Origin of the sequence: Bradyrhizobium erythrophlei (genome assembly GCF_900129425.1) — a bacterium.
GTDB classification, from domain to species: Bacteria; Pseudomonadota; Alphaproteobacteria; order Rhizobiales; family Xanthobacteraceae; genus Bradyrhizobium; species Bradyrhizobium erythrophlei_C.
The window spans coordinates 1,713,996-1,736,350 of record NZ_LT670817.1 but is presented as its reverse complement, the minus strand read 5'-3'; the positions used below and the strand labels follow the sequence as shown (position 1 = coordinate 1,736,350).

The following is a 22,355-nucleotide window of genomic DNA, read 5'->3' as shown; positions in this document are numbered from 1 at the left end:
TCAATTGCCAGAATTGGCCGAAGTGCCGCCTACGGGCGGCAGAGGCCCCATCACCCGGCCGCCAAAGCCATAGACTACGCGGGCACCGGTATAAGGGATCAATGAAACTTCGCGGGACTGCCCCGGCTCAAATCGCACGGCCGTCCCGGCCGGGATATCGAGGCGACAACCGACAGCGGCGTTCCGATCGAAAGCGAGAGCCGCATTTGTCTCGGCGAAATGATAGTGGCTACCCACTTGAATAGGTCGATCTCCGGTATTGGCAACCTCAATAGAGATAGCTGCCCTATCCTTGTTCAGGACAATCTCCTCGGATGCTGGAAAGATCTCGCCAGGGATCACGTCAGCCTCCCAATAACGACAATCCGACCACCGCCGCGCATCCACCCGCCGCGCGCAGCAAGAGCCTTCCGAGCGAGCTCCGCAAGCAGAAACCAGCTACGATGCCGACAGCATGGAGCGCAGAGGTTGCGAGCGCGAAACCTGCGGCATAAGGGATAAGCCTGCTGGCTGCGGCCGCCTCCGTTCCATGAGCGTGCCCATGGAAGAACGCGAAGAGACCGACGATCACGGCCCCCAGGGCTACCGGCGCCCGTACTCCGAACACAACGAACACTCCCAGCAAGACGACCGACAAGCAGATGGCCTGCTCGACGAAAACCATTTGCAAACCCGAGCTCGCCGCTGCAAAGCCGCCCAACATCGCTGCCACGAAGGTTGCCGGCCATACCACAACGGCACGGCCACCGGTGAACACACTCCAGAGGCCTACCATCGTCATAGCGAAGAGGTGGTCTGCCCCGTTCAGAGGATGCGCAACTCCGGAACTGAACGAATTGCCAGGCCCTACACCGGTATGGGCGCAGGCCGGGAAGATCAACGCTTCGGACAATATAATGCAGATCAGGACTAATCGCATCGAGAGCTCCTATCGAATCGGATTGTGTACCGGCACAAGCTTCGTTCCGTCGGGGAATGTGGCTTCGACCTGCATCTCGCGGATCATTTCGGGAATGCCCTCCATGACTTGGTCCTGAGACAGTACTTGGCCGCTCTCGGACATGAGTTCGGCGACCGATTTCCCGTCGCGCGCTCCCTCCAGGATGAAGTCCGCAATCAGTGCGATACTCTCGGGATAATTGAGCTTGAGGCCTCTCGCGAGCCGCCCTCGCGCAACCATCGCTGCGACAGCTATCATTAGCTTGTCCTTTTCCCGCGGTGTAAGATTCAAGGCTTTCTCCGTCCCGTAACGGCCACTAACACGACCACATCTTCGGCACCCCGAACGGACCCGCTCCAAGCTCTCGACTGAATTGCTCCAGCAAGCTACGCAGCCCACGCCTCAGATCGGCACTTGCTGCTGCGGCGACGCGCACAATGATGATCGCGTCGACGATCGTGGCGGCGCACCGGCAATCGAGCGAAGCCGCTATCTCGCGCAAAATCCTCAGCCGTGCATCAAGACTAGGTCCGAAATAGATGAGCGTTCCAACGGCCTTCCAATTGGAGAGCAGCGCCTTTCTGGGCAGCTGCGCGAACACCTCATCTGAGACGCGGAAACTATCCGCCCAGATGAGGCGGCCATCCCTTTTGATGTGCCAACTGTCCGATATGTGGCCACTAACGACTTCCTCTCCGCGCGCAGCACGACCGAATACCAACCATTCGAGCGCAATCAGCTCGGCTCCTGAGCAAAGATCGATGTCCGTCTGGCGACGAATGCGCGCCTGATTAAAGACGATTGTTTCTTGCGGGAGCCAAGCCAGCCTTGCCGTTCCGTACGCTTTCAACTTTGTCGCAACCAGCGCGGGTCGATCCAGTGCCCTGTAGATCTTTTCCGCAGCCTGCGTTGTGACCACGGCCGACGCATTGTCGAGCGCCACCACTTCAATTTCGAGCCGATCTCCACCGGCAATGCCACCTGACGAGTTTATGATGACGGCCTCTTTCACCAGATCGTCGCCGATCCTTGGAAATACGAGGCCTATGGGAAACTTCTGGTAAACATCGGCGATTCGGGTACCCCTCTCTGAACCAACGAGCACGATCCGGCCAACTCCGTTGGCTCGCTCCAGATCGACGTCGCGCACATTTCCTCCGTGCGCGCCGAAGGCTCCAGGATGACCCGAGTCCTCGCCAGGATTACGCTGGTGCGTTGCTTCGAACATCGCGTCGATAAACTCCTGAGCGCGTTAGCTGAGGTTGCGGTTGACGCCGGCAAAACGAGGTGGGCGTGACAATTGGCCAAGCCGGTCACGCCCGAGCCCGTGTTGCGATAGTGGAATCAGAATCCCGCAAGCCCCTGCGGACTGTTGTACGGAATCTTGACGCTGGTAATCTCGTTGAGCGAACCATCCGGTTGAGTGGCGTAACCCACGAGCTTCGAGGCGTTGCCGTAAATCTGGTAAAGATAGGCACCGTCCGGTGTGAGCCAGTTGTCGCTAGGGCCGCTGGTCACGGTTCCGTTGAGTCCCCTGGCAGTGCCGTCCCCCGGGACCTTCGGACACGCGGGGTCCTTAGCGATCTCCAGGCCGCGACCGTTGATGTGATAGCTGCTGATGCTGCTGTAGCCGAAGTTCGTCGCGTACACTGTTCGGTCATCAGGGGAGACTACCGCCCAGCACAGCTCGGACGGCAGGCCTGCGCTCGTGTCGATCTTCACCAGCGGGCCGAATTTGACTGTGCCGTCCTCGCCGATGGTGGCCATGGCGCACCCGTCACTGACGGCATATCCGACGACAAAGGTATCCGGCCGGCCGTGCAGGAAGGCGATGTAGAACGGAGAGCCTCCTCCCGCGTCGAGGAACCTGGCTGTCCCGAGAGAGCCGTCCTTTTCCAGAGGGAATACGGCGAGGCCGTCGGGATCTGGCGCATTCGAGGCAATTGAGTGGAATGCGCCGCCAGCGCGCTGGACCCAGAGAATGGGCGAGCCATCCGGATACAAGCCGGTGAGAGCGATCGGCTCATCGAAGGTGGTGCCGACAAGGACGAACTTCTCATTGGGCGAGACCACGACCATGGTGGCTACGCGGTTCCTCTTGCTATAGGTATTGACCGTGTACCGTTCCGGACGCAGCTTGAGCTTTCCTTCGACGTCGACGGACATGAGCCGGAGATGGTCGGGGCCGAACGAGTGCAGTACGAAGAGCGTGCGGGTCTTTGGAGAAAAGGCCAGCGACTTGGCGGTGCCACTCCGTCCTTCAACTGGATTGCCGGTGGCTTTGACGTCCACCAGGGTAAGCTGGCCGTCGTCGGCAATACGGAAGGTGGAAACCGAATTGTCGCCGCCATTGGTCGCAAACAGGAAGCGCCGATCCGGCGTGATGATGACGCTTCCCGCACCTTCGAACGCGTTGGGTGCGCTTTCTTGGCCGCTGATCGGCTTGAACTCGCCTGAGCCCGCACCACGCGTGCCGATCCGCTCTACCTCGGTAAGCGCACCAGTCGCGCTTCGCTCGTAGTGGATAATTGCATTCTCGATTTCGTTGGTTTGAATGTAGAGATGTCCGGGCTGTCCTTTTGCCATGGACATGTCCTTCATCATCATTGCCTCTTTCGCCATCTGGCACTCCTTTGGTTGGGTTTGACTAAGGGGTAGGTCTGAGACTCTCCACGAAGCGTCCCCTCTATCGCTTCAATGCAGGGTATCCATCGACGTAGATCCAATCCGTCGCCTGCGCCGGCACGTGGCAGGACTTGCAATTCGCTCTATAGTCGGTGGATGTTGTCTTTGTGGGGTTGGCAGCGTCGAACCAAGACCAGCCCCACCCATCGCCCCACAAAGCGTTGCCCGGATAGCGGCCGGCACTGTCCTTCACCATGACGAACCAGCCTTTCAACCTCTCGGCGTGGCTGACAGTACCGGTCGTCATTTCCTTCGTAGCGGCTTCGAACACCTCTTTCACAAGCACCGTTCCGTCGGGAAATCGGCCGTCCTTGCGATAGGCCTCGATTGATCCCGGTGATGCGAGCACGACGTGTAGCTGCTTCGCGCCTCGGCCTTCATCAGCCGCTATGGCCCAGCTTCCGAGCTGCTGATAGGTGGTCTGATAGTCACGCGGAACGTGCAGGTTACCCGCTGCGTCGACCGCAGCCTCCGTTTGCGAGGCGCCCCCAATCGCAGTCGCCTGCATTGAACTGAGCGCCGCGATCGCAATGATCACTCCAATTCCCGAAATGCCGAGACTAAAGACGCGAATGGCTCTCATGACTCAGTCCTTCCTGTGCCACCCTCAGTTGAGTGAAGAAGCACGCCACTTGTCCAACAGCGGATAGAACTGGGTCCACACCTCATCCTTTTTCGCGCTTGCGATGTGGCAATACGCGCATTCCCCCTTCGCCTTCACTTTCGCCATCGGAGCCTTTGGCTCATGATGATTGAAATTGAAATATCCCCATCCGTTAGTTTCGGAAAAACGCTTGGAATCTTTGACTGTGACATCGGCGCCGTTGAAAGGCCCAGGGAAATAGCCTCTTCCCGACGGCTCGGTTCGCGATCCGTCTGGGTTCTCGCCAGGCAGTGTAAGTTGAAGCTCCTTGAACAGGATCGTTCCTTCGGGAAATTGACCGGTCTTCTTGTAGATCTCATACGAACCCGGCTCGATGTAGACGTTGTGAAATTCCGGGAAACCAGCATGGCCGTCGTTCAGCGCATTCGGCGTAAGCGGGGACCCTACGTAGACCCACTCGTGGAAGTCCTTCGGCAGAAGAAGCTGCCCGTCGGCTGTGTATTCGGGCAAGTAACGAGTCCTGGTCTGCGCGGTCTGCGCATTGCTATTGTTGAGCGATCCAAAGAACAAGGTCGTCGCGACCGCACTGCTCATAACGACGACGGCGGCTGTCCGAAATCCGATACGCATCTCTTTCTCTCCTGCGACTTTGGCCCGACGCGAGGTCGCGTCGACGGCCGATGAGCTTTCCCATCGTGCGTGAGACAGGAGATACCGTACTGGTGAGTGCCGCGCTCGTCGGCGATTGCGTTCGCTTTTTCAATCTTGATGCATTTGGCTTAGCACCCATCGACAGGTGGAGGCTTTTGCATCAAGTGTAGGCCGACCGATCGGCGGGCGAGCGGATAAATGCGTCCCAGTTCTTTTCGCGCGGCGCACCCACGGCGAAGAAAGGTATGATTCCATGGACGATGAGGCTCACATCTCTCGCGGGTTTAGGTCGAAGCGACACGAGCAAACGACGAAGGATCGTGTGCCGCCCGGGCAGTACCTGACACCCGAATTCCCGATTCTTTCGGCGGGCCCAACGCCACAAACCAAAGTGGCAAACTGGAATGTGGCTCTTCAACTTGGCGGTTCTCTTCTCCGGGTGTGGAATTGGGCCGAATTCGAAGCGCTGCCGCAGACTACCGTCAAGACCGATATTCATTGCGTCACGAAATGGTCGAAGCTTGATACGATTTGGCAGGGCGTCACCTTCGATGATCTGTTCAAAGCAGCCGGACTTTCGGAGCCTCCCGAACCTTATGTCATGGCTCATTGCGACGGTGGCTATTCAACGAACGTCCCTGTTGCTGATCTGATCGGGGGCAAGGGTATGATCGTTACGCGTTATGACGGCCTACCGATCCCGCCCGCTCACGGCGGGCCAGCTCGCCTGTTGGTGCCGCATCTTTACTTCTGGAAGAGCGCGAAATGGGTGCGCAGGATCCGATTTATGCCGAAGGACGAGCGCGGCTTTTGGGAGTCACTGGGATATCACAACTACGGCGACCCCTGGAAAGAGCAGAGATATGACGGAGATTAATCTCACTTCTCCACCCAAGCGGCTCGAGTGGCAGTTCGCTCAGGTACGCGACGTCGTGGTGGAAACGCGTCGCGTAAAGAGCCTCATGCTGCAGCCAGCCAGCTGGCCAGGACACCTGCCGGGCCAGCACGTCGACATCAGGCTCACAGCCGAGGACGGCTATCAAGCGCAGCGCAGCTATTCCATCGCCTCTCCACCTGAAGACGAATTGCTTGCGTTGACCGTCGAGCGAATGAAAGATGGCGAGGTTTCTCCCTATCTTCTCGATGAGCTACGCGTCGGCGACCAACTTGAGCTTCGGGGACCTATCGGTGGATATTTCGTCTGGACCGGCGCCGCAAGGAGGCCGGTTTATCTTCTCGCTGGTGGAACGGGTATTACGCCGTTGATGTCGATGCTTCGTCACCGCGACAGGTTGCCAAGCCGCCCACCGGCCTTACTGATTTACTCGGCTAGAAGTTGGGAAGATATAGTCTACCGAGACGAGCTCGGGGCGATGATAAGCCGTGATTCCAGCTTTCGCCTTGTTTACGCGCTTACCCGCCAGCAACCCAAGGACTGGAGGGGCCACCGGGGACGAATCAACAAAGGCTTGCTTGCAGCAAACTGGTTTCCACCCGCAGATAACCCGACGATCTATGTTTGCGGTCCCACTACCTTCGTCGAGACTGCTGCCAGTCTTCTTGTAGAGATCGGATTTGACCCTCTCAGCATCAAGACAGAACGATTCGGTCCATCAGGAGGATAGATACCATGGCTAATAACGTCTCCGATCTTTTGCTCGAGGGCAATGTCGCGGCAAGTCTCCTGCAGCGGATCTTCATTCCCGATATCACGCTCGCGAAGATTCGATGCGATTCATGCGATTGTGTGAGCGGCGTGGGATCCCTGACCTTGCATGCATCTCCAATGGGAGCGGTTCTGAAGTGTGCAGACTGCGAGAGCGACCTGATGAGAGCGGTTGATACGCCGCGCGGTCTGTGGCTCGAGATGACCGGCGCGCGATACCTGCGATTCTAGTGGTAGCGCAAAACCGGCTGGTGTCGCCGCCGGCACATGTATACATGTATAGAGAGCGCAAGGGCGAATGCACCTCTCCGACTTTCCGCAAACGAACTCTAGTTGCGGCAATATCGAGAAAGCGTCGATCGGGCTCGCCGAGTAGCTTTACGGGCGCCCGGTGTTTCCTCCCGCCCCCAGACGGTTCGCTGCGGCCGGTCGATATTCGACCGGCCGCATTTACCGTCGGTCGAGCTCAAGGAGGAGTGTTCATGCCCGACATCATCGCCGATACTGCTGACATCGACGACCAGATCGCTGTCGCAAGGGAAAACCGTCGAGCTGATCGGGCAGCCGGCCGCCTACTCCAGTGCTGCAGACGATGATCTGGTGGCCCAACGTATTGCCGATCAGGAAACGCGGATTGAACCTATGATCAAACGGCGCGAGGAAGCTCTGCAAAGCACAAACTCTGAGACGAGGAGAAGAGACATGACGAAAAGTCGGGTCAAGAAGAATATGGAGGTGGTCGGAGCTGATGGTGTTCACATCGGAACTGTGGATCGCATAATAGCGGGCAGGATCAGGCTGGCCAAGGCCGACAGCGGCGAAGGACGGCACAAGGGGCATCATCACTATATTGACCTGGGACTGGTCGCTGATATCGAGGGCCAGACGGTGAGGCTATCGGCGGTCGCGGCCACCGCTGTTACCTTCGAGGAGGAAAAATCGGGGGAGCCAACCTAACAAACTTGAGGTACGAGAGGCGGAATATCTGAAACCGGAGGAGCGAGAGGATGTCATTCAGGTTTATGAATCTCTCCACAAATTGCCCCTGAACAGATTAGCGCCCTAATTCCCTGTCACGAGTGTCGGCGGCTTGCCGCGCCGCCTTGTGCTTGACCCCGATTCCGTGGCGCAGCTCGCACTGCGTTCCATGCCTATGCCAGCCCTCTTTAGCGGTATATTGCCGACCGTGATGACAGCCATGGGCGGAAGCTGGTGCGCCCCAGAGTAGGAGTACGAGGGCGATGGATGGGACTGCAAAGTGATTCATTGCTAGGCCCTCCTGGCGATCACATCGTGAGGCTTCAGCTTACCACCTAGCGGGAGTTTGCGCCAACGATGCCACGAGGCCAGCGACCAAAGGCATACACTAATGGAGCGTCCTAATGTCAGAGCGAGTGTCCTAATTAGGACAGAACCTGGCGCCTAATCAGCTGACCAGAGCTTTCGCGAGATCGAAGCTGCATTGACCGCTTTGTCGATCTCGGCCATGAGCGCACTGTCGATGTTGTCCGGCGTGATTGGGCCGACCAGTTTGTAGGTGATCTCGCCATTGCGGCCGACGATAAACGTTTCCGGCACGCCATAGACACCCCATTCGATCGCCGCGCGGCCGTTGCCGTCGACGCCGACCGAGGCAAACGGGTTGCCATAGCGGCTGAGGAAGCGCCGAGCGTTGTCGGGAGCGTCCTTGTAGTTGATGCCGATCAACTGTAGTCGGTTGTCCTTGGCAAGCTCGGTCAGTAGGGGCGCCTCGTCATGGCAGGGCACGCACCAGGACGCCCAGACATTGACGATGCTGACCTTGCCGTCGAATTTTGCCGGATCCAGTCCTGGCACTTGGGCGCCGTTGCTGAGCAAGCCCTGCAGTGGCGGCAACGAAGTCTGTGGTGCGGGATGTCCGATCAGGGCGGAGGGAATCCGCGAGGGATCGCCATCGCCAAGCCGGAGCCAAAACAGAGCGGCCAGCGCGAGAAAAACGATCACCGGAAGCACCGTCAGCCATGAACGGCGCTGCTGGCTTGCTTCGGATGTCACCTGTCCGGTCATCTGCGGCTCCGTTGCGCTGCGCCCGGAGCGCCGGACTACCCCGCTGTCCTCGAGCTCACGCAGGCGACGCTTCTGGTTGAGGTAGTCGATCGCAATCCAGGCGGTCAGCACCGCCACTACCAATGCAGCCGCTAGGTAGGAGGTCACGATAAAGGAGGCGTAGGGCCCGAGCGACATGGAGCGTTATGCCGGTTGCGAGGCAGGCGAAGCCGCGCTCACGTCGCTTGACGAGGAGCGTGCCTGCATCATTTGAAGGGTGCGCACACGCCGCCGCAGGATTTCGTTGCGCATCGCGGCCACGTGCAGCGTGACGAACAGCAGCGTGAAGCCGCTGGCCATCACCAACAACGGGATCAGGAAGGTGCGATCGAGTGTCGGTCCACCCATCCGAAGCACCGAGGCCGGCTGATGTAGCGTGTTCCACCAGTCGACCGAGAATTTGATGATGGGAAGATTGATCGCGCCGGCCAGGGTCAGCACCGCGGCAGCACGTGCCGCGCGCGAGGGATCTTCCACCGCTCGCCACAGCGCCATCAGGCCCAGATACATCAGGAGCAGGATCAGCACGGAGGTCAGCCGCGCATCCCATTCCCAATAGGTGCCCCACATTGGCCGGCCCCACAGAGAGCCGGTAACGAGCGCGAGAAAGGTGAAACTGGCGCCGATGGGCGCTGCGGCCTTGGCGGCGACGTCAGCGAGCGGATGCCGCCACACCAGGGTGCCGAGTGCGGATGTGCTCATCACAGCCCAGACGAACATCGACAGCCATGCGTTCGGCACGTGGACGAACATGATTTTGACAGTCGCGCCCTGCTGGTAATCGTCCGGTGCGGCCGCCGACAGATAGAGGCCGACCATGAGTAGGATAGTGGTTGCCGCCGCGAGAAAGGGCAACAGCCGCGCCGTCAGCGACAGGAACCTAGTCGGATTGGCAAAGTCGATTAGCGTCATGGCTCCCCAACACCAGTCGCAACCGCCACGGACCTTCGCTGCCTCCCGCTCTTGCTGGATAGCGTTGATAGACTCGAAACAATGTTGGAGAACACTTTCCAACAAGCCGCCCATGGTTCAACTGACATCGATTGTTTCCGCGACCTGAGGCGTCGGAAGGCCGACGCTGCGAAACGCTGCCCGCTCTCTACACGAACCCGTGCCAGGAACGTCGCGAAAAGAGAAATACTCGACCAAGGGGCTCGACCAGATTTCGGCGAGCGCAGTAGTTAGGTGTTCGATATCCGCCTCGGAGTGAAAAGGTGACGTGGTGATACGAAGTCGCTCTGTACCGCGCGGGACCGTTGGGTAGTTTATGGGTTGAATGTAGATATCATATTCATTCAGCAGGACATCGCTGATCTGCCTGCACAGGTCGGCGTTTCCTACCATTACCGGCACAATGTGACTGGGATTTCGCAGATGCGGCACACCAACGTCATCAAGTCGATTCCTGAGCGAGGCGACTTGGCTGTGCATGACTTTCCGGTCCGCCGAGCTTGATTTGAGATAGCGCACGCTCGCCAGCGCGCCAGCCGCGACGTGTGGCGGCAGAGCCGTCGTAAAAATAAAGCCCGACGAATAACTACGCACAAAGTCGCACAATGCTGCCGAACCTGCGATATAGCCGCCGACGACCCCAAAGCCCTTAGCCAGCGTGCCTTCAATCACTGTCAGCCGGTTGCTCAAACCCTGTTGCGCAGCCACGCCACCACCATGCGATCCATAAAGACCTACAGCATGCACCTCGTCCAAATAGGTCATGGCGCCATATGCTTCGGCAACATCACATAGCTCTGCGATCGGTGCGATATCCCCGTCCATGGAATAGACCGATTCAAACGCTACCAGCTTGGGCGCATCAGCGTCGACCTCAGCGAGTTTGCGCGCAAGATCAGAGGGATCATTATGTGCGAAGATCCTAACCGGAGCACGGCTACCTCGAATGCCTTCGATCATAGAAGCGTGATTCAGTTGGTCAGAAAGCACGACGCAACCCGGGATGCACGACGCGAGCGTGCCAAGCGCAGCCCAGTTCGAGACATAGCCTGAAGTAAACAGAAGCGCTGCCTCTTTCTGGTGTAGGTCGGCCAGATCGCGTTCGAGGAGGACATGGTAGTGATTAGTGCCCGATATATTGCGTGTACCGCCGGCACCCGCCCCGCAGCTGTCGAGTGCCTCGTGCATTGCTGCCAGCACGACTGGATGCTGTCCCATTCCAAGATAGTCGTTAGAACACCAGACCGTCACCTCCTTTTTCCCGAAGGCGGAATGGAGTGTTGCGCGAGGAAACCTGCCTACCTTGCGTTCCAGATCGGCGAAGACTCTGTACCGACCTTCCTTACGCAGTTCATCGAGTCGCTGGCAGAAATACGCGTCATAATTCATGGTGCACCTGGAGCTGGAATCGATGCAGGTTCAACCTCGCTAATACTCGCGCATCTCCCCGCCGATACTATTCGGGCCAACGGTAGGAGCGAAGCTACCCAATCGGCACGGTAATCCAGCTAGAGGATGCTGTCTGTTGCTGCATTGCTCGGACTTCGCGGAGATTGCGCAATGCCGGCGGGCCGAACCTCCTAACTCAAACCTGCGCGATGCCGCCAACCGCCACCAAATCGAACCAAGCACAATAACTACTCGCGTCCGAAGCCAGGAATAAAATGGGCGATGCCGTCTCTTCGGACCGGCCAATACGACCGAGGGGCGTTGTCCCAGAGAAGAATGCCTTGGCGTCGTCTGCCTCTTCCTTGCTGCTGAACTGGATCGGCGTGTCGATAGTTCCCGGTGAAAGAGCGTTAACACGGATACCTCGATCCTTGAGCTGCATAGCCCAAGTCCGAGCGAAGGAGCGTATCGCCGCCTTTGTGGCGGCGTAAGTGGTGCAATTGCCACTGGCCTGGATCTAATCCTGCAGCGATCTGCTGGAAGGTGCTATTTCGACAAATGGCTTTGGCGGAGAGTAAATTGGCGCAAGAACTGCTTAAGAGTGACAAAGCAGCACAAGCACGCAAGGCGTACGCGGATTAGAAAGAAGATGCCCGACATCGGGCAATTGCTCCCTGTTGACTCGGGCCGCAAGACCCGCCTGCGGCCCGTTTTTTTAAGGTGAGCTTAGGTGCAGTGAACAGAAATTAGTTGCGCGACAGACGCGTAACGAAATTCGCTGCATTGACTAGCTTCTCGCTATTCCCAGCTGGAATAAGCCATCTGGTTGGTATCCGCGTTGGCAAACAAGCTGCTTGGGCAGCACTGGGTAAAAAGTGACTAGATGATCCTCTGGCCGATCCTCGCATTGATGACGCTGATGGCCGTGACTGCCGTTTGGTGGCCGCTCGCACGCCGTCAGAAGTCCGTCCGTTCGGGGAGCAATGTCGCTGTCTATCGCGATCAGCTCGACGAGATCGACCGCGACGAGGCCGCCAGCCTGATTGGCAGCGTGGAGGCCGAAGCCGCGCGGGTCGAGGTCTCGCGCCGCCTGATCGCTGCCGCGGAGTCCGCCAAAGTTGCGAGCACCGTCGCTGCGCCCCCTCGAGCCCGCCGCCGCTACCGCTGGGCGACGCTCGCCGCCGCGATCATCGTGGTGCCGCTCGGCGCGGGCCTTGTCTATCTTTCGCTGGGATCGCCGAACCTGGTCCCCGTCACGATGAATGCGGAGGCCGGCGGACAGCAGCTTCCCGAGGGGATCGAGCAGACCGTCGCCGAGGTCGAGAAATATCTCGAGGCCAATCCCAAGAACGGGCGCGGCTGGGAATTGCTGGCGCCGGTCTATCTTCGTCTGGGACGTTTCGACGCCGCCGTCAGGGCGCGGCGCAACGCGCTCGAGATCTTCGGCCCGGACGCCGCGCGGCTCGGGGATCTCGGCGAAGCCATCGTCGTGGCCTCCAACGGCGTGGTAATCCCGGAGGCCAAGAGCCTGTTCGAGCGCGCCAACGCCGCCGATCCCGAAGATGTGATGGCGCAATATTATCTCGGTCTCAGCGCTAAGCAGGAAGGCCGCCGCGACGAGGCGGTGAAGCGGTGGGCCGCGCTGATCTCGAGCGCCCGCGAGGGTGCCGAATGGCTGCCGATGGTCAAGAGCGCGCTGGCGCGGGTCGACGAGAAGGAGCCGATGTCCGTTGCGCCGCCCTCATCGACCGCCCTTGCATCGCCGGGTCCGGACGCAAGCCAGGTCGCCGCCGTCGCGCAGATGGCGCCGGGCGAGCGCAACAATATGATCGAAAGCATGGTCGCGCGCCTTGCGCAGCGGATGGCCGAAAACGGCTCCGACGTCGATGGCTGGCTTCGCCTGGTCAAGGCCTATACGGTGCTCGGCGATCGCGACAAGGCGCTCACGGCGGCCGCCAGCGCCCGCACCGCGCTTGCCGGCAATAGCGACAATCTGCGCCGCATTGGCGAATTGACGAAAGAACTCGGATTGGACGGTTGATGACACGGAAACAGCGGCGCCTCATTTTGATCGGCTCGAGTCTCGGCGTGCTCGCCATCGCGGTTGGGCTGGTGCTGAACTCGCTGCGCGACTCGATCGTGTTCTTCAATTCGCCGACCGACATCGCCGACAACAAGGCCGCCCCGGGCAAGCGCGTTCGCCTTGGCGGCATGGTGAAGATGGGCAGCCTGGAGCGCGGCGACAATCTGCAGATCCGCTTCGAGGTGACCGACGGCAACAAGGATATCTCGGTCAGCTACCACGGCATCGTGCCGGACCTGTTCCGCGAAGGGCTGGGCGTCGTTGCCGAGGGCCACGTCGAGCCGGGTGGCACGTTGGCAGCCGATACCGTGCTCGCCAAGCACGACGAGAATTACATGCCGCGCGAGGTGGTCGATACCCTGAAGAAACAGGGCCACTGGCAAGAGACCGCCGCACCCGTCAAGCAAAGCGCAAGATGAACCGGGAACCATCGCCATGATTGCAGAACTCGGTCACTACGCGCTTGTACTGGCGCTCGCGCTGGCGCTGATCCAGTCGTGGTCGCCTATGATCGGCGCGCGCAAGGGCGATGTCGCGCTGATGAGGCTCGCCGACTCGACCGCGCTGGCGCAATTTGGCTTCGTGGCCATTGCCTTTGGCGCGCTGACCTATTGTTACGTGACGTCGGATTTTTCGGTCGCCAACGTCTTCGAGAATTCGCATTCGCAGATGCCGCTGATCTACAAGTTCACCAGCGTCTGGGGCAACCATGAAGGCTCGATGCTGCTGTGGGTTTTGATCCTGGCCCTGTTCGGCGCGCTGGTCGCGTGGTTCGGAACCAATCTGCCTTCTACGCTCAAGGCCAATGTGCTCGCGGTGCAGTCCTGGATCGCGTCCGCCTTCTATCTGTTCATCCTCTTCACCTCGAATCCGTTCCGGCGGCTGGCCGAGGTGCCGGTCGAGGGCCGCGACCTCAACCCGATCCTGCAGGATTTCGGTCTCGCGGTGCACCCGCCGATGCTCTATCTCGGCTATGTCGGCTTCTCCATTGCCTTCTCCTTTGCCGTCGCGGCCCTGATGGAAGGACGTATCGATGCGGCCTGGGCGCGCTGGGTGCGGCCGTGGACGCTGCTCGCCTGGATGTGCCTGACGCTCGGCATCGCGATGGGCTCCTACTGGGCCTATTACGAACTCGGCTGGGGCGGTTGGTGGTTCTGGGACCCGGTGGAGAACGCGTCGCTGATGCCATGGATCGCCGGCACCGCGCTGTTGCATTCAGCCGTGGTGATGGAAAAGCGAAATTCGCTCAAGGTCTGGACTATCCTGCTTGCGATCCTCACCTTCTCGCTGTCGCTGATCGGCACCTTTTTGGTGCGCTCGGGGGTGCTGACCTCGGTCCACACCTTCTCGAGCGATCCGGCGCGCGGCCTTTTCATCCTGGTGATCCTGATCGTGTTCATCGGTGGCAGCCTCGCGCTGTTCGCCTGGCGTGCGCCGCTGCTCAAGCAGGGCGGCCTGTTCGCCCCGATCTCGCGCGAAAGCGCGCTGGTGTTCAATAATTTGTTTCTGGCGACCGCTTGCGCCACCGTATTCATCGGCACGCTCTATCCGCTGGTGCTTGAGGCGCTGACCGGGGACAAGATCTCGGTCGGCGCGCCGTTCTTCAATCTCACCTTCGGGCCGCTGTTCATCCCGCTCCTGCTCGCGGTGCCGTTCGGGCCCTTGCTGGCGTGGAGACGCGGCGATCTCTATGGGGTCGCGCAGCGCCTGCTCGCGGCATGTGCGGTCGCGATGGTCGGGTTAGCGGCGACCTTCGCCGTCGCGGGCACCAAAGCCGTGCTGGCGCCGTTCGGTATTGGCCTTGCCTTGTTCGTGATGGCCGGCGCCCTCACCGATATCGCGGAACGCGTCGATCTGCGCAGCCTGTCGATCGAAAAGATCGGACGGCGCGCGGCCGGTCTGCCGCGCTCGGCATGGGGAACGGCGGTGGCCCATTTTGCCCTCGGCGTCACGCTGATCGGAATTGTCTGCGCGAGCACCTGGGGAAGCGAACGCATCATCGCGCTGAAACCGACGCAGACCGTTTCCATCAGTGGTTACGATTTGACTTTCGACGGCATGGTCAGCCGCGACGGTTCGAATTACCGCGAGACCGCGGCGCACTTCACGGTGCGCAAGGCAGGCAGCGTGATCGGAATCATGGAGCCGTCGAAGCGGGTGTTTCCGTCGCGCGACGGCATGTCGACCACCGAGGCCGCGCTGCTGACGCGCGGTGTCAGCCAGCTTTATCTCTCGCTCGGCGACAGTAACGCCGACGGCTCGATCGCGCTGCGCCTCTATCACAAGCCGTTTGTGCTTCTGATCTGGCTCGGGGCGCTGGTGATGGCCTTTGGCGGCGCGCTGTCATTGTCGGACCGCAGGTTGCGGATCGGCGCGCCGAAGCCGGCGGCCAAGATCGTGGCGCAGCCCGCGGAATGAATTTTCACCCCCGGCCGGGGTGGTCGAAGGACGGCGAATGGTCTGGAATGTTCGGTTTATTCTGGTAGTGCTCGCGCTTCTCGGCGCTACGCCGCTCCATGCCGTCCAGGTGGACGAGATTCTCCCCGATACGCAGCTTGAGGCGCGCGCCCGGGCCATCTCGCACGATCTGCGCTGCATGGTCTGCCAGAACCAGTCGATCGACGATTCCGAGGCGCCGCTGGCGCGTGATCTGCGCCTTTTGGTGCGCGAGCGGCTCAAGACCGGCGACAGCGATACCCAGGTGGTCGACTACATGGTGGCGCGTTATGGCGAGTTCGTGCTGCTGAAACCCCGGATGAGCTGGCACACCGCCATCCTGTGGGGTGCGCCGTCGACGATATTGATCATCGGCCTGTTTGCGATCCGCTTCTCGGTCCTGCGGCGGTCCACCGGACCCGCGCTTCCCGAAATTGCCGCCCTCACGGAAGGGGAACGGCTGAAGCTGAATGCGATCGAATCGCAATTGGACGGCGCCTAGGCAGGCGATGATTTCCCGATGTCGGAGCAAGATGCCGCCGACTGCCACGGCCATGATATCCATCCGCAAAAACTTGTCCGGCTGATCAGCTGTCGTGACTCAAATGCGGCAGGTCACCGGGCATCGTAGGCGCTCTCAGCGACGAAATTCGCATTACTGATCCACGGGGCGAGCGGATCGTCTGCGGTCGTTCAGCTTGCCGTGTCGCTCTACCTGCTGAAGCAGGACGCAGCTCGCGTCGTGCGACGGCCATCGAGGCGATAACAAAACGACGGCAGCGGCCCGCGGAGGGCCAAGAATCGCCGGCCCGCCAATGCGATAGTTACTAGCCAACACATCAAAACACCAGAAATAGCACGATCGACACACCTGCAAGAGAAATGGACAAGTGAGATTAGGTCTTGGCCAATACCCTACGACGGCCTTCTCTTACAGCCGGACCGGCTTTGTAGCTTGCCAAAGTTGAAAGGAAGTCTTCGATCTTAAACCTCATGCCGAAATGCAATCGAGGGAGGCAGAATGTGACCCACGTCTATTTCCATTGCTCCTGTGACCGAGGGATATTGATTGATCAATACGGCGCCGCTGTAGACAATCTCGTTGAGGCGCGTGACCACGCTGCAGGAGTTGTGCGGTCCCTCATCATGGCGCACACCGCAAAGCATTGCCGGGATTGAGTCCTGCACGTCAGCGATGATGTTGGCGTCGACATTTTCGTGGTTCCCTTCGCGTTCGTACTCGGCAAGCCGAATTGAGAGGCTTACCATTTCGCACCGGTGGCTGAGATATTCGCCGCGTCGGCACTTTCCTAAGATACTGATCCTGCCTTGATCTCCTCGTCGATCACGGTCGCATGTGTTCACTTCGTGGCGCCGTATCTCTCACAGCAGCTTCTCCACGGTGACCGGCAGGTCTCGAATACGTTTGCCGGTCGCGTGATAGACCGCGTTGGTAATGGCCGGCGCTACCGATACATCCGTCAGCTCGCCAAGTCCCTTAACGCCCAGTGGGCTCGCTTCTTCATCGAAGCCGCCGACGAATAAGACATCGAGCTCCGGAATAAGCAATGGTGCGGCCCAAGTGATAAGGAGGAACGCCCGAAAATGGCCGCATCTCAGCATGCGGCTCATTTTTCCGGAAGGATCAGCGCTCCTGGAAACTAGCGGTCGGTCGCACGATCCATTTGGTAGTGCAAGGGATTTTGTCGAACTGTCTACCGTGACAGATTGGAGCCCCTGATGAGCAAGAGTTACCCTTGCGCCGCGCACCAGACAAGTGCTGCTCTAGGAATGACAACGATGTCTTTGCTGCTTGCGCCATAACAGTTATCTTATCGTTACCTGGGCAGACCGCCCTGGCCCATCAGCTACCGTTTAGTTCACCTCTTTCTCCCGTCCACGGATCCCGAGATTTTCCGCCATCAGAACCAGATCGGCCAGCGTTTTGGCGCGCATTTTTCGCATGAGGTTGCCCCGATGGATCTTCACTGTCTGCTGGGCTATACCGATCTTGCTCGCGACCTGCTTGTTCATAAGGCCGCCCGTCACCAATGCCATAACCTGGCGCTCGCGGTCGCTTAATAAGGCGGACCGATCTTGGAGGTCCGAGTGGGACCTCTCCTCATTGCACCGTTTTTCATCGCGCTCGAGCGCCGCAGTAACCGCATCAAGCATGTCCTGCTCGCGGAAAGGCTTGGTCAGAAAGTCGACCGCGCCAGCCTTCATCGCCCTTACCGACGTTGAAACATCCCCGTGCCCGGTCAGAAAGATAATTGGGATCCTAATATTGGATTTAGCTAATTCAGCTTGAAGATCAAAGCCACTCAGACGTGGCATTCTGATATCGAGAACCAGACAACTGGGACCATCGTCCAGTTTAGATTGCAACAGTTCCCGAGCGGACTCAAATAACCGAACCTGCAAGCCAACCGATCGAAACAGGCTGCTGAGCATCCCACGGATGAGGCGATCATCGTCAACGACGTAGACGATGGGCTCAACAATGACTTCAGCGGTGCTGATGCGGCGGGCAGTTTCGTCAATCGTTGTCATGACTGTCACTCCCTGGTAGTCGATACAATGTCATACGGAGGCTTGCACGCAGGGCCTCCGTTCGAACAGGTTTGGCCAAATAGGCGATTGCTCCTTCTTCGAGCAGCCGCTTTTCAGCCTTGGGATTCGGATTGGCCGCGATGAATATCGCAGGCGTCGGATAGCCGGTCGCCATGAGCGAATGAAAAAGCTCGATCCCGCTCATTTGAGGCATTTGCACATCGACAATCAGACAGCCGGCTTCATTTATCGCATCCGACGTCAGAAATTCGTTCGCTGAGCCGAAGGCAGCAGTTCGGTAACCGAATGTTTCGACGAGTCCCTGCATCGCTATCAAAACGTTCTCGTCGTCATCTACGATTGCTACTAGCTCCAGTGTATTCAACGGAGTTCTCCATGTTCGCGGCTGTTGACTTAACTCGCGCAGCTTAACTCGCACAGCCGGCTTTCGGCCCCTACCATTTTGTAGTCGCAAATAAACAATGAAAGGGAAGTCCTTTCGTATCGTTTAGGCAAACTACGATCGAGTTCAGAGCCTGCGCCTCTTCGCTTATCCGCCATAAGCAAAACGCCGGCCTCAGTTCATCCACAGCTGGCGCGGACCCATGGGGCCTGGCAGCGGACTCATTGGGAGCGCGATGCGAAGTTGAGGCAATCCGGGCAAAATGTGTCGCCAGATGGAGGAGCCATCTAAGTCTTGTGACGGGGTCGGAGAGGAACGCACCGCAATCACATCAATGGGTTACCCGGGGATAGTCAGAAAGTTACTTCGCGAGATTGCCGCGACCTTTCTGTTTCCTTGTGACGCGCTTCACCGTGCGGCTCGTGCGAGGCGGCCCATCGTAGGGGCCTTCAGCGACCGGGTCCAAAGGGTTTTCGTCATCCGTCTTGAGCCGGTCCGCAATTCGTACCAAATCCGTCAGCGAGCGCGCACCCATTTTTTGCATGATTTGGCTACGATGAACGCGGACAGTCACTTCGCTGACGCCAAGTTGGCCGGCAATCTGCTTGCTTACGCGTCCCCCTGTAAGCAAGGTCATGATTTCCTTTTCGCGATCGGTCAAGACCGCAAATCGCTCGTGGATTTGCGCCCAAGCGCGTCGTTGCGCGGCGCGCGCACGGTGGCGTTCGATCCCTTGGCGTACCGCATCGAGTAGCTCTTGCTCCCGGAAAGGTTTTGACAAGAACTCTATTGCGCCTGCCTTCATGGCCCGCACCGACATCGGGATATCGCCATGGCCAGTAATGAATACAATCGGCGTATCGACGTGAGCCGCGACTAGCTGTTTTTGCAGCTCGAAGCCGCTTGCTCCTGGTAGTCTCACATCCAGAACGATACAGCTCGGTAGTACCGGAGGGTTGGCGCCCAAAAACGCCTCAACTGACCTGAAGAGCGCGACCTTCAAGGAGATCGTTTCCAGAAGCGCACCCAAACTTTCGCGGACGGATTCGTCATCGTCTATGACGGCGACGACGGGCTGGTCACTGTCATTCATGGTCCATCTGCAATGGGCAAGCTGAATTGGAAAACTGCTCCAAATGGAGCACCTGGGGTTACCGAAATCTGTCCGTCGTGGGCTTCGATTATCGAACGACAAATTGCCAAACCCATACCTGTTCCATTGTGTTTCGTCGTGAAGAACGCATCGAAGAGCCGATCGACCACGGTCGACTCGAGTCCAACGCCAGTGTCGTGGAATGAGATCTCAACCATTCTGTCATCCCGCACCCGAGACCTTATCGAAAGGGTCCTTGGACGATCCTCTACAAGCATCATTGATTCGATACTGTTCAATACGAGATTCAGAATGACTTGCTCCAATTGGACACGGTCGCCGTTGATCCGCGGAACCGACTCGTGCAGATCCGCAAGCGTCGTAATGCGATGCTTGCGAAATTCCTCTTGCGTTAGCTTCATGACATCACGAATCGCGTCGATAATATCGAGCGGGGCCTTTTCAGCCGGGGTTTTGTTCATCAACGCCTTAATGCGGGCGATTATCTCGCTCGCGCGCCGCGCGTCCTTGGCCAACCGCTGGGCAGCTGCCCTCGCTTTGGCGAGATCCGGCTCCTCCGTGCTCAACCAGTAGAGGCACGTATCGCTATTGGCCGCAACGGCGGTCAGAGGTTGGTTGATCTCGTGAGCGATGGACGCAGACAGCTGCCCCATCGCGGTAAGACGGGTCACCCGGGTCAGCTCTTCCCGCGCTTCGCGTAGCGCCTCCTCTACTCGTCTCTTGTCCGTCAAGTCGCGCACAAAGGCGGTAAAGTGCCAAGATTCCAGCCGGATAGCAGTGACCGTCAGCTCGACGGGGAATTCATGTCCAGCCCTATGGAGCGCCGCTATCTCGATGCGTCTGTTTAGTATCGCGCCTTCGCCGGTAGCGAGAAAATGATCACACCCTCGCAAATGAGCCTCGCGATACTGCTTGGGGATGATCGTATCCACGATGCGCTTGCCGACCGCTTCCCCGCAGGACCATCCAAATATGTCTTCGGCGCTTTTGCTCCAGCCGGTAATTGTATCACGCGCGTCAATCGTGATGACAGCGTCGAGGGAGGAATCCAAGATCAACCGCGTTCGGTCCTCGGCCAGGCGGAGGTGTTCCTCCGCCTGTTTGCGTGCTGTGACATCCGTCGTGATGTGGGCGGTCGCATAGATTCGACCGTCCCCATCGACGATTGGGAACTTCCGAACTGCGCCCCAGCGTGGACCTATATCGGTTGTAGCAAGCTCCTCGAGCATCACCTCGCCCGACCGGGGCACATCTCGATCGTTCGTTCGATGCGCGCCCGCCTCGCGCAATTTAGATAGGTCATCCTCAGTTTTACCAATAATCTGATCGCGGGAGACGCCGGTGATCCTTTCAAATTCTCTGTTGACCAGCAAAAAGCGACCATCAGGGTCCTTAAGAAAGATCGGGTTGGGGCTACCATCGATGATTGCGAGAAGGCGTCTCTCCCTGTCCACCAGCGAGTCCCTCTCCGACCTCAACTCCTGAATATCGGAACTAGAGCCGACGAATCGGAGAACCTTGCCCTGGGCGTCTCGCACCGGGACCGCACGGTCAAAGTGCCAATGATAGGAGCCGTCTGCATGAAGAAATGGTGCCGCAAACGTCCAGCCTCCGCCTGATCGGACGCCGTCCCAAAATATATGGGACACACGTTCCTTATGGTCCGGATGCAAAACGGAAAGAAAAGGCGGAAGATCGCTGGGAGTCTTTCTCCACGTTTTGAGCGGCGCCGTGCAATAATCCGCCGATAGGCCGGTCGCATCCACATAGAATTGATTCACAAAGTCACAGTTGCCATGCCGCGTAACTGTCCATGCGACCGCGGGCAATTTATGCAAGACCTCGAGGTGCAACCGCGATCGGTCCAGGACTTGTTTATACTGGTCTATTTCGTGCGAAAGGGCTTCCGAAGCGGTTCTAATCTCGCCCATGCGACGACGTTGGGCTTGTCGTTGAGCCATAATGTTTTTCTTTACGCCGTGGATCCGCTCGGGCGTCAGGCTGCCTTGGTCCCAGGACTCCCCTTGGCCCTGCCGAATTCCGCTCAGTTTAGAGGAATCTACCTGGCGATCATCGACCACAATCTTATTCTTGGAATATCGCTCCCTTTGGCGCGTTGCATTTGAGCGTCCGATTACGGTCCGCGTTTTCTTCTTCGACTTGGACTTCAAACGAGTCATTTGTAGCTGACCTCGTGTCCAGTATCCGCGCAGAGACTATTTTACCTTCACGCTTGTCCTCAAGTACATGCCAATCTCCTTTCGACGTGCCTGTTCTGCCCCGTGCGACGTACCATGAATCTAGCACAAAGAGCAGGCGCAGATCCTACTCAGGTCCGAAGAGCCTTGTTGCGGGCGTCTCCCTTGAACGGCAGCGATTGATCATGACAGAACCGCCTAACTAATGAATTGAAGCGCTCCGATCCAACTTTCGCAATAGCCTACATCTTACCACCGGAAAGTCGACACTGGATGCGCCATTGACGGCCTGCTCCTATCCTTCGTGGAACCGCTTGGAGGCGCTGGCACGGTCGTTGATAATTTGTTAAAGTCTCTTTTTAGCCCGCTGTGGCATGCCAAAACCCATTCGAACTGGGACTTGGCTGCACGGGGTCGTGCGGGGTCAGATGCGGACGCGCCTCTAAAGCGCAGACGTGCCCACAGATTTCCTCTTCTTCAAGCAAACGAGAGGCGGCCATGTCACGCCACGGAGGATCGGCGGGGCAATTTCCAGCCCGGACGGACGAAATGACAGCTGTAGCCATTGGGATAGCGCTCTAGGCCACAGGTGAGAAA

Annotated in this window: 24 protein-coding genes and 2 pseudogenes; 8 read left to right on the top strand and 18 right to left on the bottom strand. The window is 58.7% G+C overall.

What is annotated here, in order from left to right; genetic code table 11:
- The 7 genes from B5527_RS08285 to B5527_RS08255 all read right to left on the bottom strand — a co-directional run bounded on the left by B5527_RS08285 (position 1) and on the right by B5527_RS08255 (position 4,859).
- Positions 1–342: an urease subunit beta gene (locus B5527_RS08285; RefSeq protein WP_079568224.1), complete on the bottom strand. Its 342-nt coding sequence runs from the start codon at positions 340–342 to the stop codon at positions 1–3.
- A gap of 1 nt (position 343) precedes the next feature.
- Positions 344–919 (bottom strand): HupE/UreJ family protein, encoded by a 576-nt coding sequence (locus tag B5527_RS08280; protein WP_079600859.1) that lies wholly within the window; start codon positions 917–919, stop codon positions 344–346.
- Between the two features lie 9 nt (positions 920–928).
- Entirely contained in the window at positions 929–1,231 is a 303-nt protein-coding gene (locus B5527_RS08275) for an urease subunit gamma (protein ID WP_079600858.1), read from the bottom strand.
- A 25-nt stretch (positions 1,232–1,256) separates the two neighbouring features.
- A complete protein-coding gene (locus tag B5527_RS08270; RefSeq protein ID WP_079600857.1) occupies positions 1,257–2,168 on the bottom strand; it encodes an urease accessory protein UreD in 912 nt (303 codons plus the stop codon).
- Positions 2,169–2,284: 116 nt separating this feature from the next.
- Positions 2,285–3,562 (bottom strand): lactonase family protein, encoded by a 1,278-nt coding sequence (locus tag B5527_RS08265; protein ID WP_079600856.1) that lies wholly within the window; start codon positions 3,560–3,562, stop codon positions 2,285–2,287.
- A gap of 64 nt (positions 3,563–3,626) precedes the next feature.
- Positions 3,627–4,208: a cytochrome P460 family protein gene (locus tag B5527_RS08260; RefSeq protein WP_079600855.1), complete on the bottom strand. Its 582-nt coding sequence runs from the start codon at positions 4,206–4,208 to the stop codon at positions 3,627–3,629.
- A gap of 24 nt (positions 4,209–4,232) precedes the next feature.
- Entirely contained in the window at positions 4,233–4,859 is a 627-nt protein-coding gene (locus tag B5527_RS08255; RefSeq protein WP_079600854.1) for a cytochrome P460 family protein, read from the bottom strand.
- A 274-nt stretch (positions 4,860–5,133) separates the two neighbouring features.
- Here B5527_RS08255 and B5527_RS08250 point away from each other — a divergent pair, with 274 nt between their 5' ends.
- The 4 genes from B5527_RS08250 (at position 5,134) to B5527_RS08235 (ending at position 7,503) form a co-directional block, all read left to right on the top strand.
- Positions 5,134–5,757 carry a sulfite oxidase-like oxidoreductase gene (locus tag B5527_RS08250; RefSeq protein ID WP_079600853.1) on the top strand — a complete coding sequence of 208 codons (624 nt, stop codon included), beginning with the start codon at positions 5,134–5,136 and terminating at the stop codon, positions 5,755–5,757.
- On the top strand, positions 5,744–6,505 hold the full coding sequence (locus B5527_RS08245) for a ferredoxin reductase (protein WP_079600852.1): 762 nt from the start codon (positions 5,744–5,746) through the stop codon (positions 6,503–6,505). Before B5527_RS08250 ends, B5527_RS08245 begins: the two co-directional genes overlap by 14 nt.
- Positions 6,506–6,510: 5 nt before the next feature.
- A complete protein-coding gene (locus B5527_RS46195) occupies positions 6,511–6,777 on the top strand; it encodes a DUF6510 family protein (RefSeq protein ID WP_079568215.1) in 267 nt (88 codons plus the stop codon).
- A gap of 471 nt (positions 6,778–7,248) precedes the next feature.
- The gene (locus B5527_RS08235; protein ID WP_079607154.1) at positions 7,249–7,503 is read left to right on the top strand and encodes a DUF2171 domain-containing protein; all 255 of its coding nucleotides are present in this window, start codon (positions 7,249–7,251) and stop codon (positions 7,501–7,503) included.
- A 465-nt stretch (positions 7,504–7,968) separates the two neighbouring features.
- Here the strand turns inward: B5527_RS08235 and B5527_RS08225 are convergent, their stop codons facing one another.
- From B5527_RS08225 to B5527_RS08210, 5 genes and pseudogenes are all read right to left on the bottom strand, one after another.
- Complete coding sequence (locus B5527_RS08225; protein ID WP_172842826.1) at positions 7,969–8,592, bottom strand: DsbE family thiol:disulfide interchange protein; 624 nt, start codon at positions 8,590–8,592, stop codon at positions 7,969–7,971.
- A gap of 51 nt (positions 8,593–8,643) precedes the next feature.
- Positions 8,644–8,769, bottom strand: a pseudogene (gene ccmD / locus B5527_RS47045) (heme exporter protein CcmD); the annotation flags it as partial.
- Between the two features lie 6 nt (positions 8,770–8,775).
- Complete coding sequence (locus B5527_RS08220; protein ID WP_079600849.1) at positions 8,776–9,543, bottom strand: heme ABC transporter permease CcmC; 768 nt, start codon at positions 9,541–9,543, stop codon at positions 8,776–8,778.
- A 117-nt stretch (positions 9,544–9,660) separates the two neighbouring features.
- Complete coding sequence (gene hemA / locus B5527_RS08215) at positions 9,661–10,971, bottom strand: 5-aminolevulinate synthase (RefSeq protein WP_079600848.1); 1,311 nt, start codon at positions 10,969–10,971, stop codon at positions 9,661–9,663.
- Between the two features lie 196 nt (positions 10,972–11,167).
- Positions 11,168–11,488, bottom strand: a complete 321-nt coding sequence (locus tag B5527_RS08210) for an SDR family NAD(P)-dependent oxidoreductase (RefSeq protein ID WP_079600847.1) — start codon at positions 11,486–11,488, stop codon at positions 11,168–11,170.
- Positions 11,489–11,854: 366 nt separating this feature from the next.
- Between B5527_RS08210 and ccmI the strand changes: the two genes are divergently transcribed.
- The 4 genes from ccmI to B5527_RS08190 all read left to right on the top strand — a co-directional run bounded on the left by ccmI (position 11,855) and on the right by B5527_RS08190 (position 15,992).
- The gene (gene ccmI, locus B5527_RS08205) at positions 11,855–13,012 is read left to right on the top strand and encodes a c-type cytochrome biogenesis protein CcmI (protein ID WP_079600846.1); all 1,158 of its coding nucleotides are present in this window, start codon (positions 11,855–11,857) and stop codon (positions 13,010–13,012) included.
- On the top strand, positions 13,012–13,473 hold the full coding sequence (ccmE, locus tag B5527_RS08200; RefSeq protein WP_079600845.1) for a cytochrome c maturation protein CcmE: 462 nt from the start codon (positions 13,012–13,014) through the stop codon (positions 13,471–13,473). The genes ccmI and ccmE overlap by 1 nt, the downstream gene beginning before the upstream one ends.
- A 16-nt stretch (positions 13,474–13,489) precedes the next feature.
- Complete coding sequence (locus B5527_RS08195) at positions 13,490–15,472, top strand: heme lyase CcmF/NrfE family subunit (RefSeq protein ID WP_079600844.1); 1,983 nt, start codon at positions 13,490–13,492, stop codon at positions 15,470–15,472.
- Positions 15,473–15,539: 67 nt separating this feature from the next.
- Complete coding sequence (locus tag B5527_RS08190; RefSeq protein WP_425305065.1) at positions 15,540–15,992, top strand: cytochrome c-type biogenesis protein; 453 nt, start codon at positions 15,540–15,542, stop codon at positions 15,990–15,992.
- An 881-nt stretch (positions 15,993–16,873) separates the two neighbouring features.
- On the opposite strand, the gene B5527_RS08180 is transcribed toward B5527_RS08190, so the two are convergent.
- The 6 genes and pseudogenes from B5527_RS08180 to B5527_RS43595 form a co-directional block, all read right to left on the bottom strand.
- Complete coding sequence (locus B5527_RS08180; RefSeq protein ID WP_154072096.1) at positions 16,874–17,122, bottom strand: hypothetical protein; 249 nt, start codon at positions 17,120–17,122, stop codon at positions 16,874–16,876.
- A 243-nt stretch (positions 17,123–17,365) separates the two neighbouring features.
- Positions 17,366–18,043 carry a response regulator transcription factor gene (locus B5527_RS08175; RefSeq protein WP_079600841.1) on the bottom strand — a complete coding sequence of 226 codons (678 nt, stop codon included), beginning with the start codon at positions 18,041–18,043 and terminating at the stop codon, positions 17,366–17,368.
- Complete coding sequence (locus tag B5527_RS08170; RefSeq protein WP_154072095.1) at positions 18,030–18,428, bottom strand: response regulator transcription factor; 399 nt, start codon at positions 18,426–18,428, stop codon at positions 18,030–18,032. The genes B5527_RS08175 and B5527_RS08170 overlap by 14 nt, the downstream gene beginning before the upstream one ends.
- A 379-nt stretch (positions 18,429–18,807) precedes the next feature.
- Entirely contained in the window at positions 18,808–19,539 is a 732-nt protein-coding gene (locus B5527_RS08165; RefSeq protein WP_079600839.1) for a response regulator transcription factor, read from the bottom strand.
- A complete protein-coding gene (locus B5527_RS08160; protein ID WP_079600838.1) occupies positions 19,536–21,740 on the bottom strand; it encodes a PAS domain S-box protein in 2,205 nt (734 codons plus the stop codon). The genes B5527_RS08165 and B5527_RS08160 overlap by 4 nt, the downstream gene beginning before the upstream one ends.
- Positions 21,741–22,259: 519 nt before the next feature.
- Positions 22,260–22,340: pseudogene (locus B5527_RS43595) on the bottom strand (peptide-methionine (S)-S-oxide reductase MsrA); the annotation flags it as partial.
- Between the last annotated feature and the right edge of the window lie 15 nt (positions 22,341–22,355).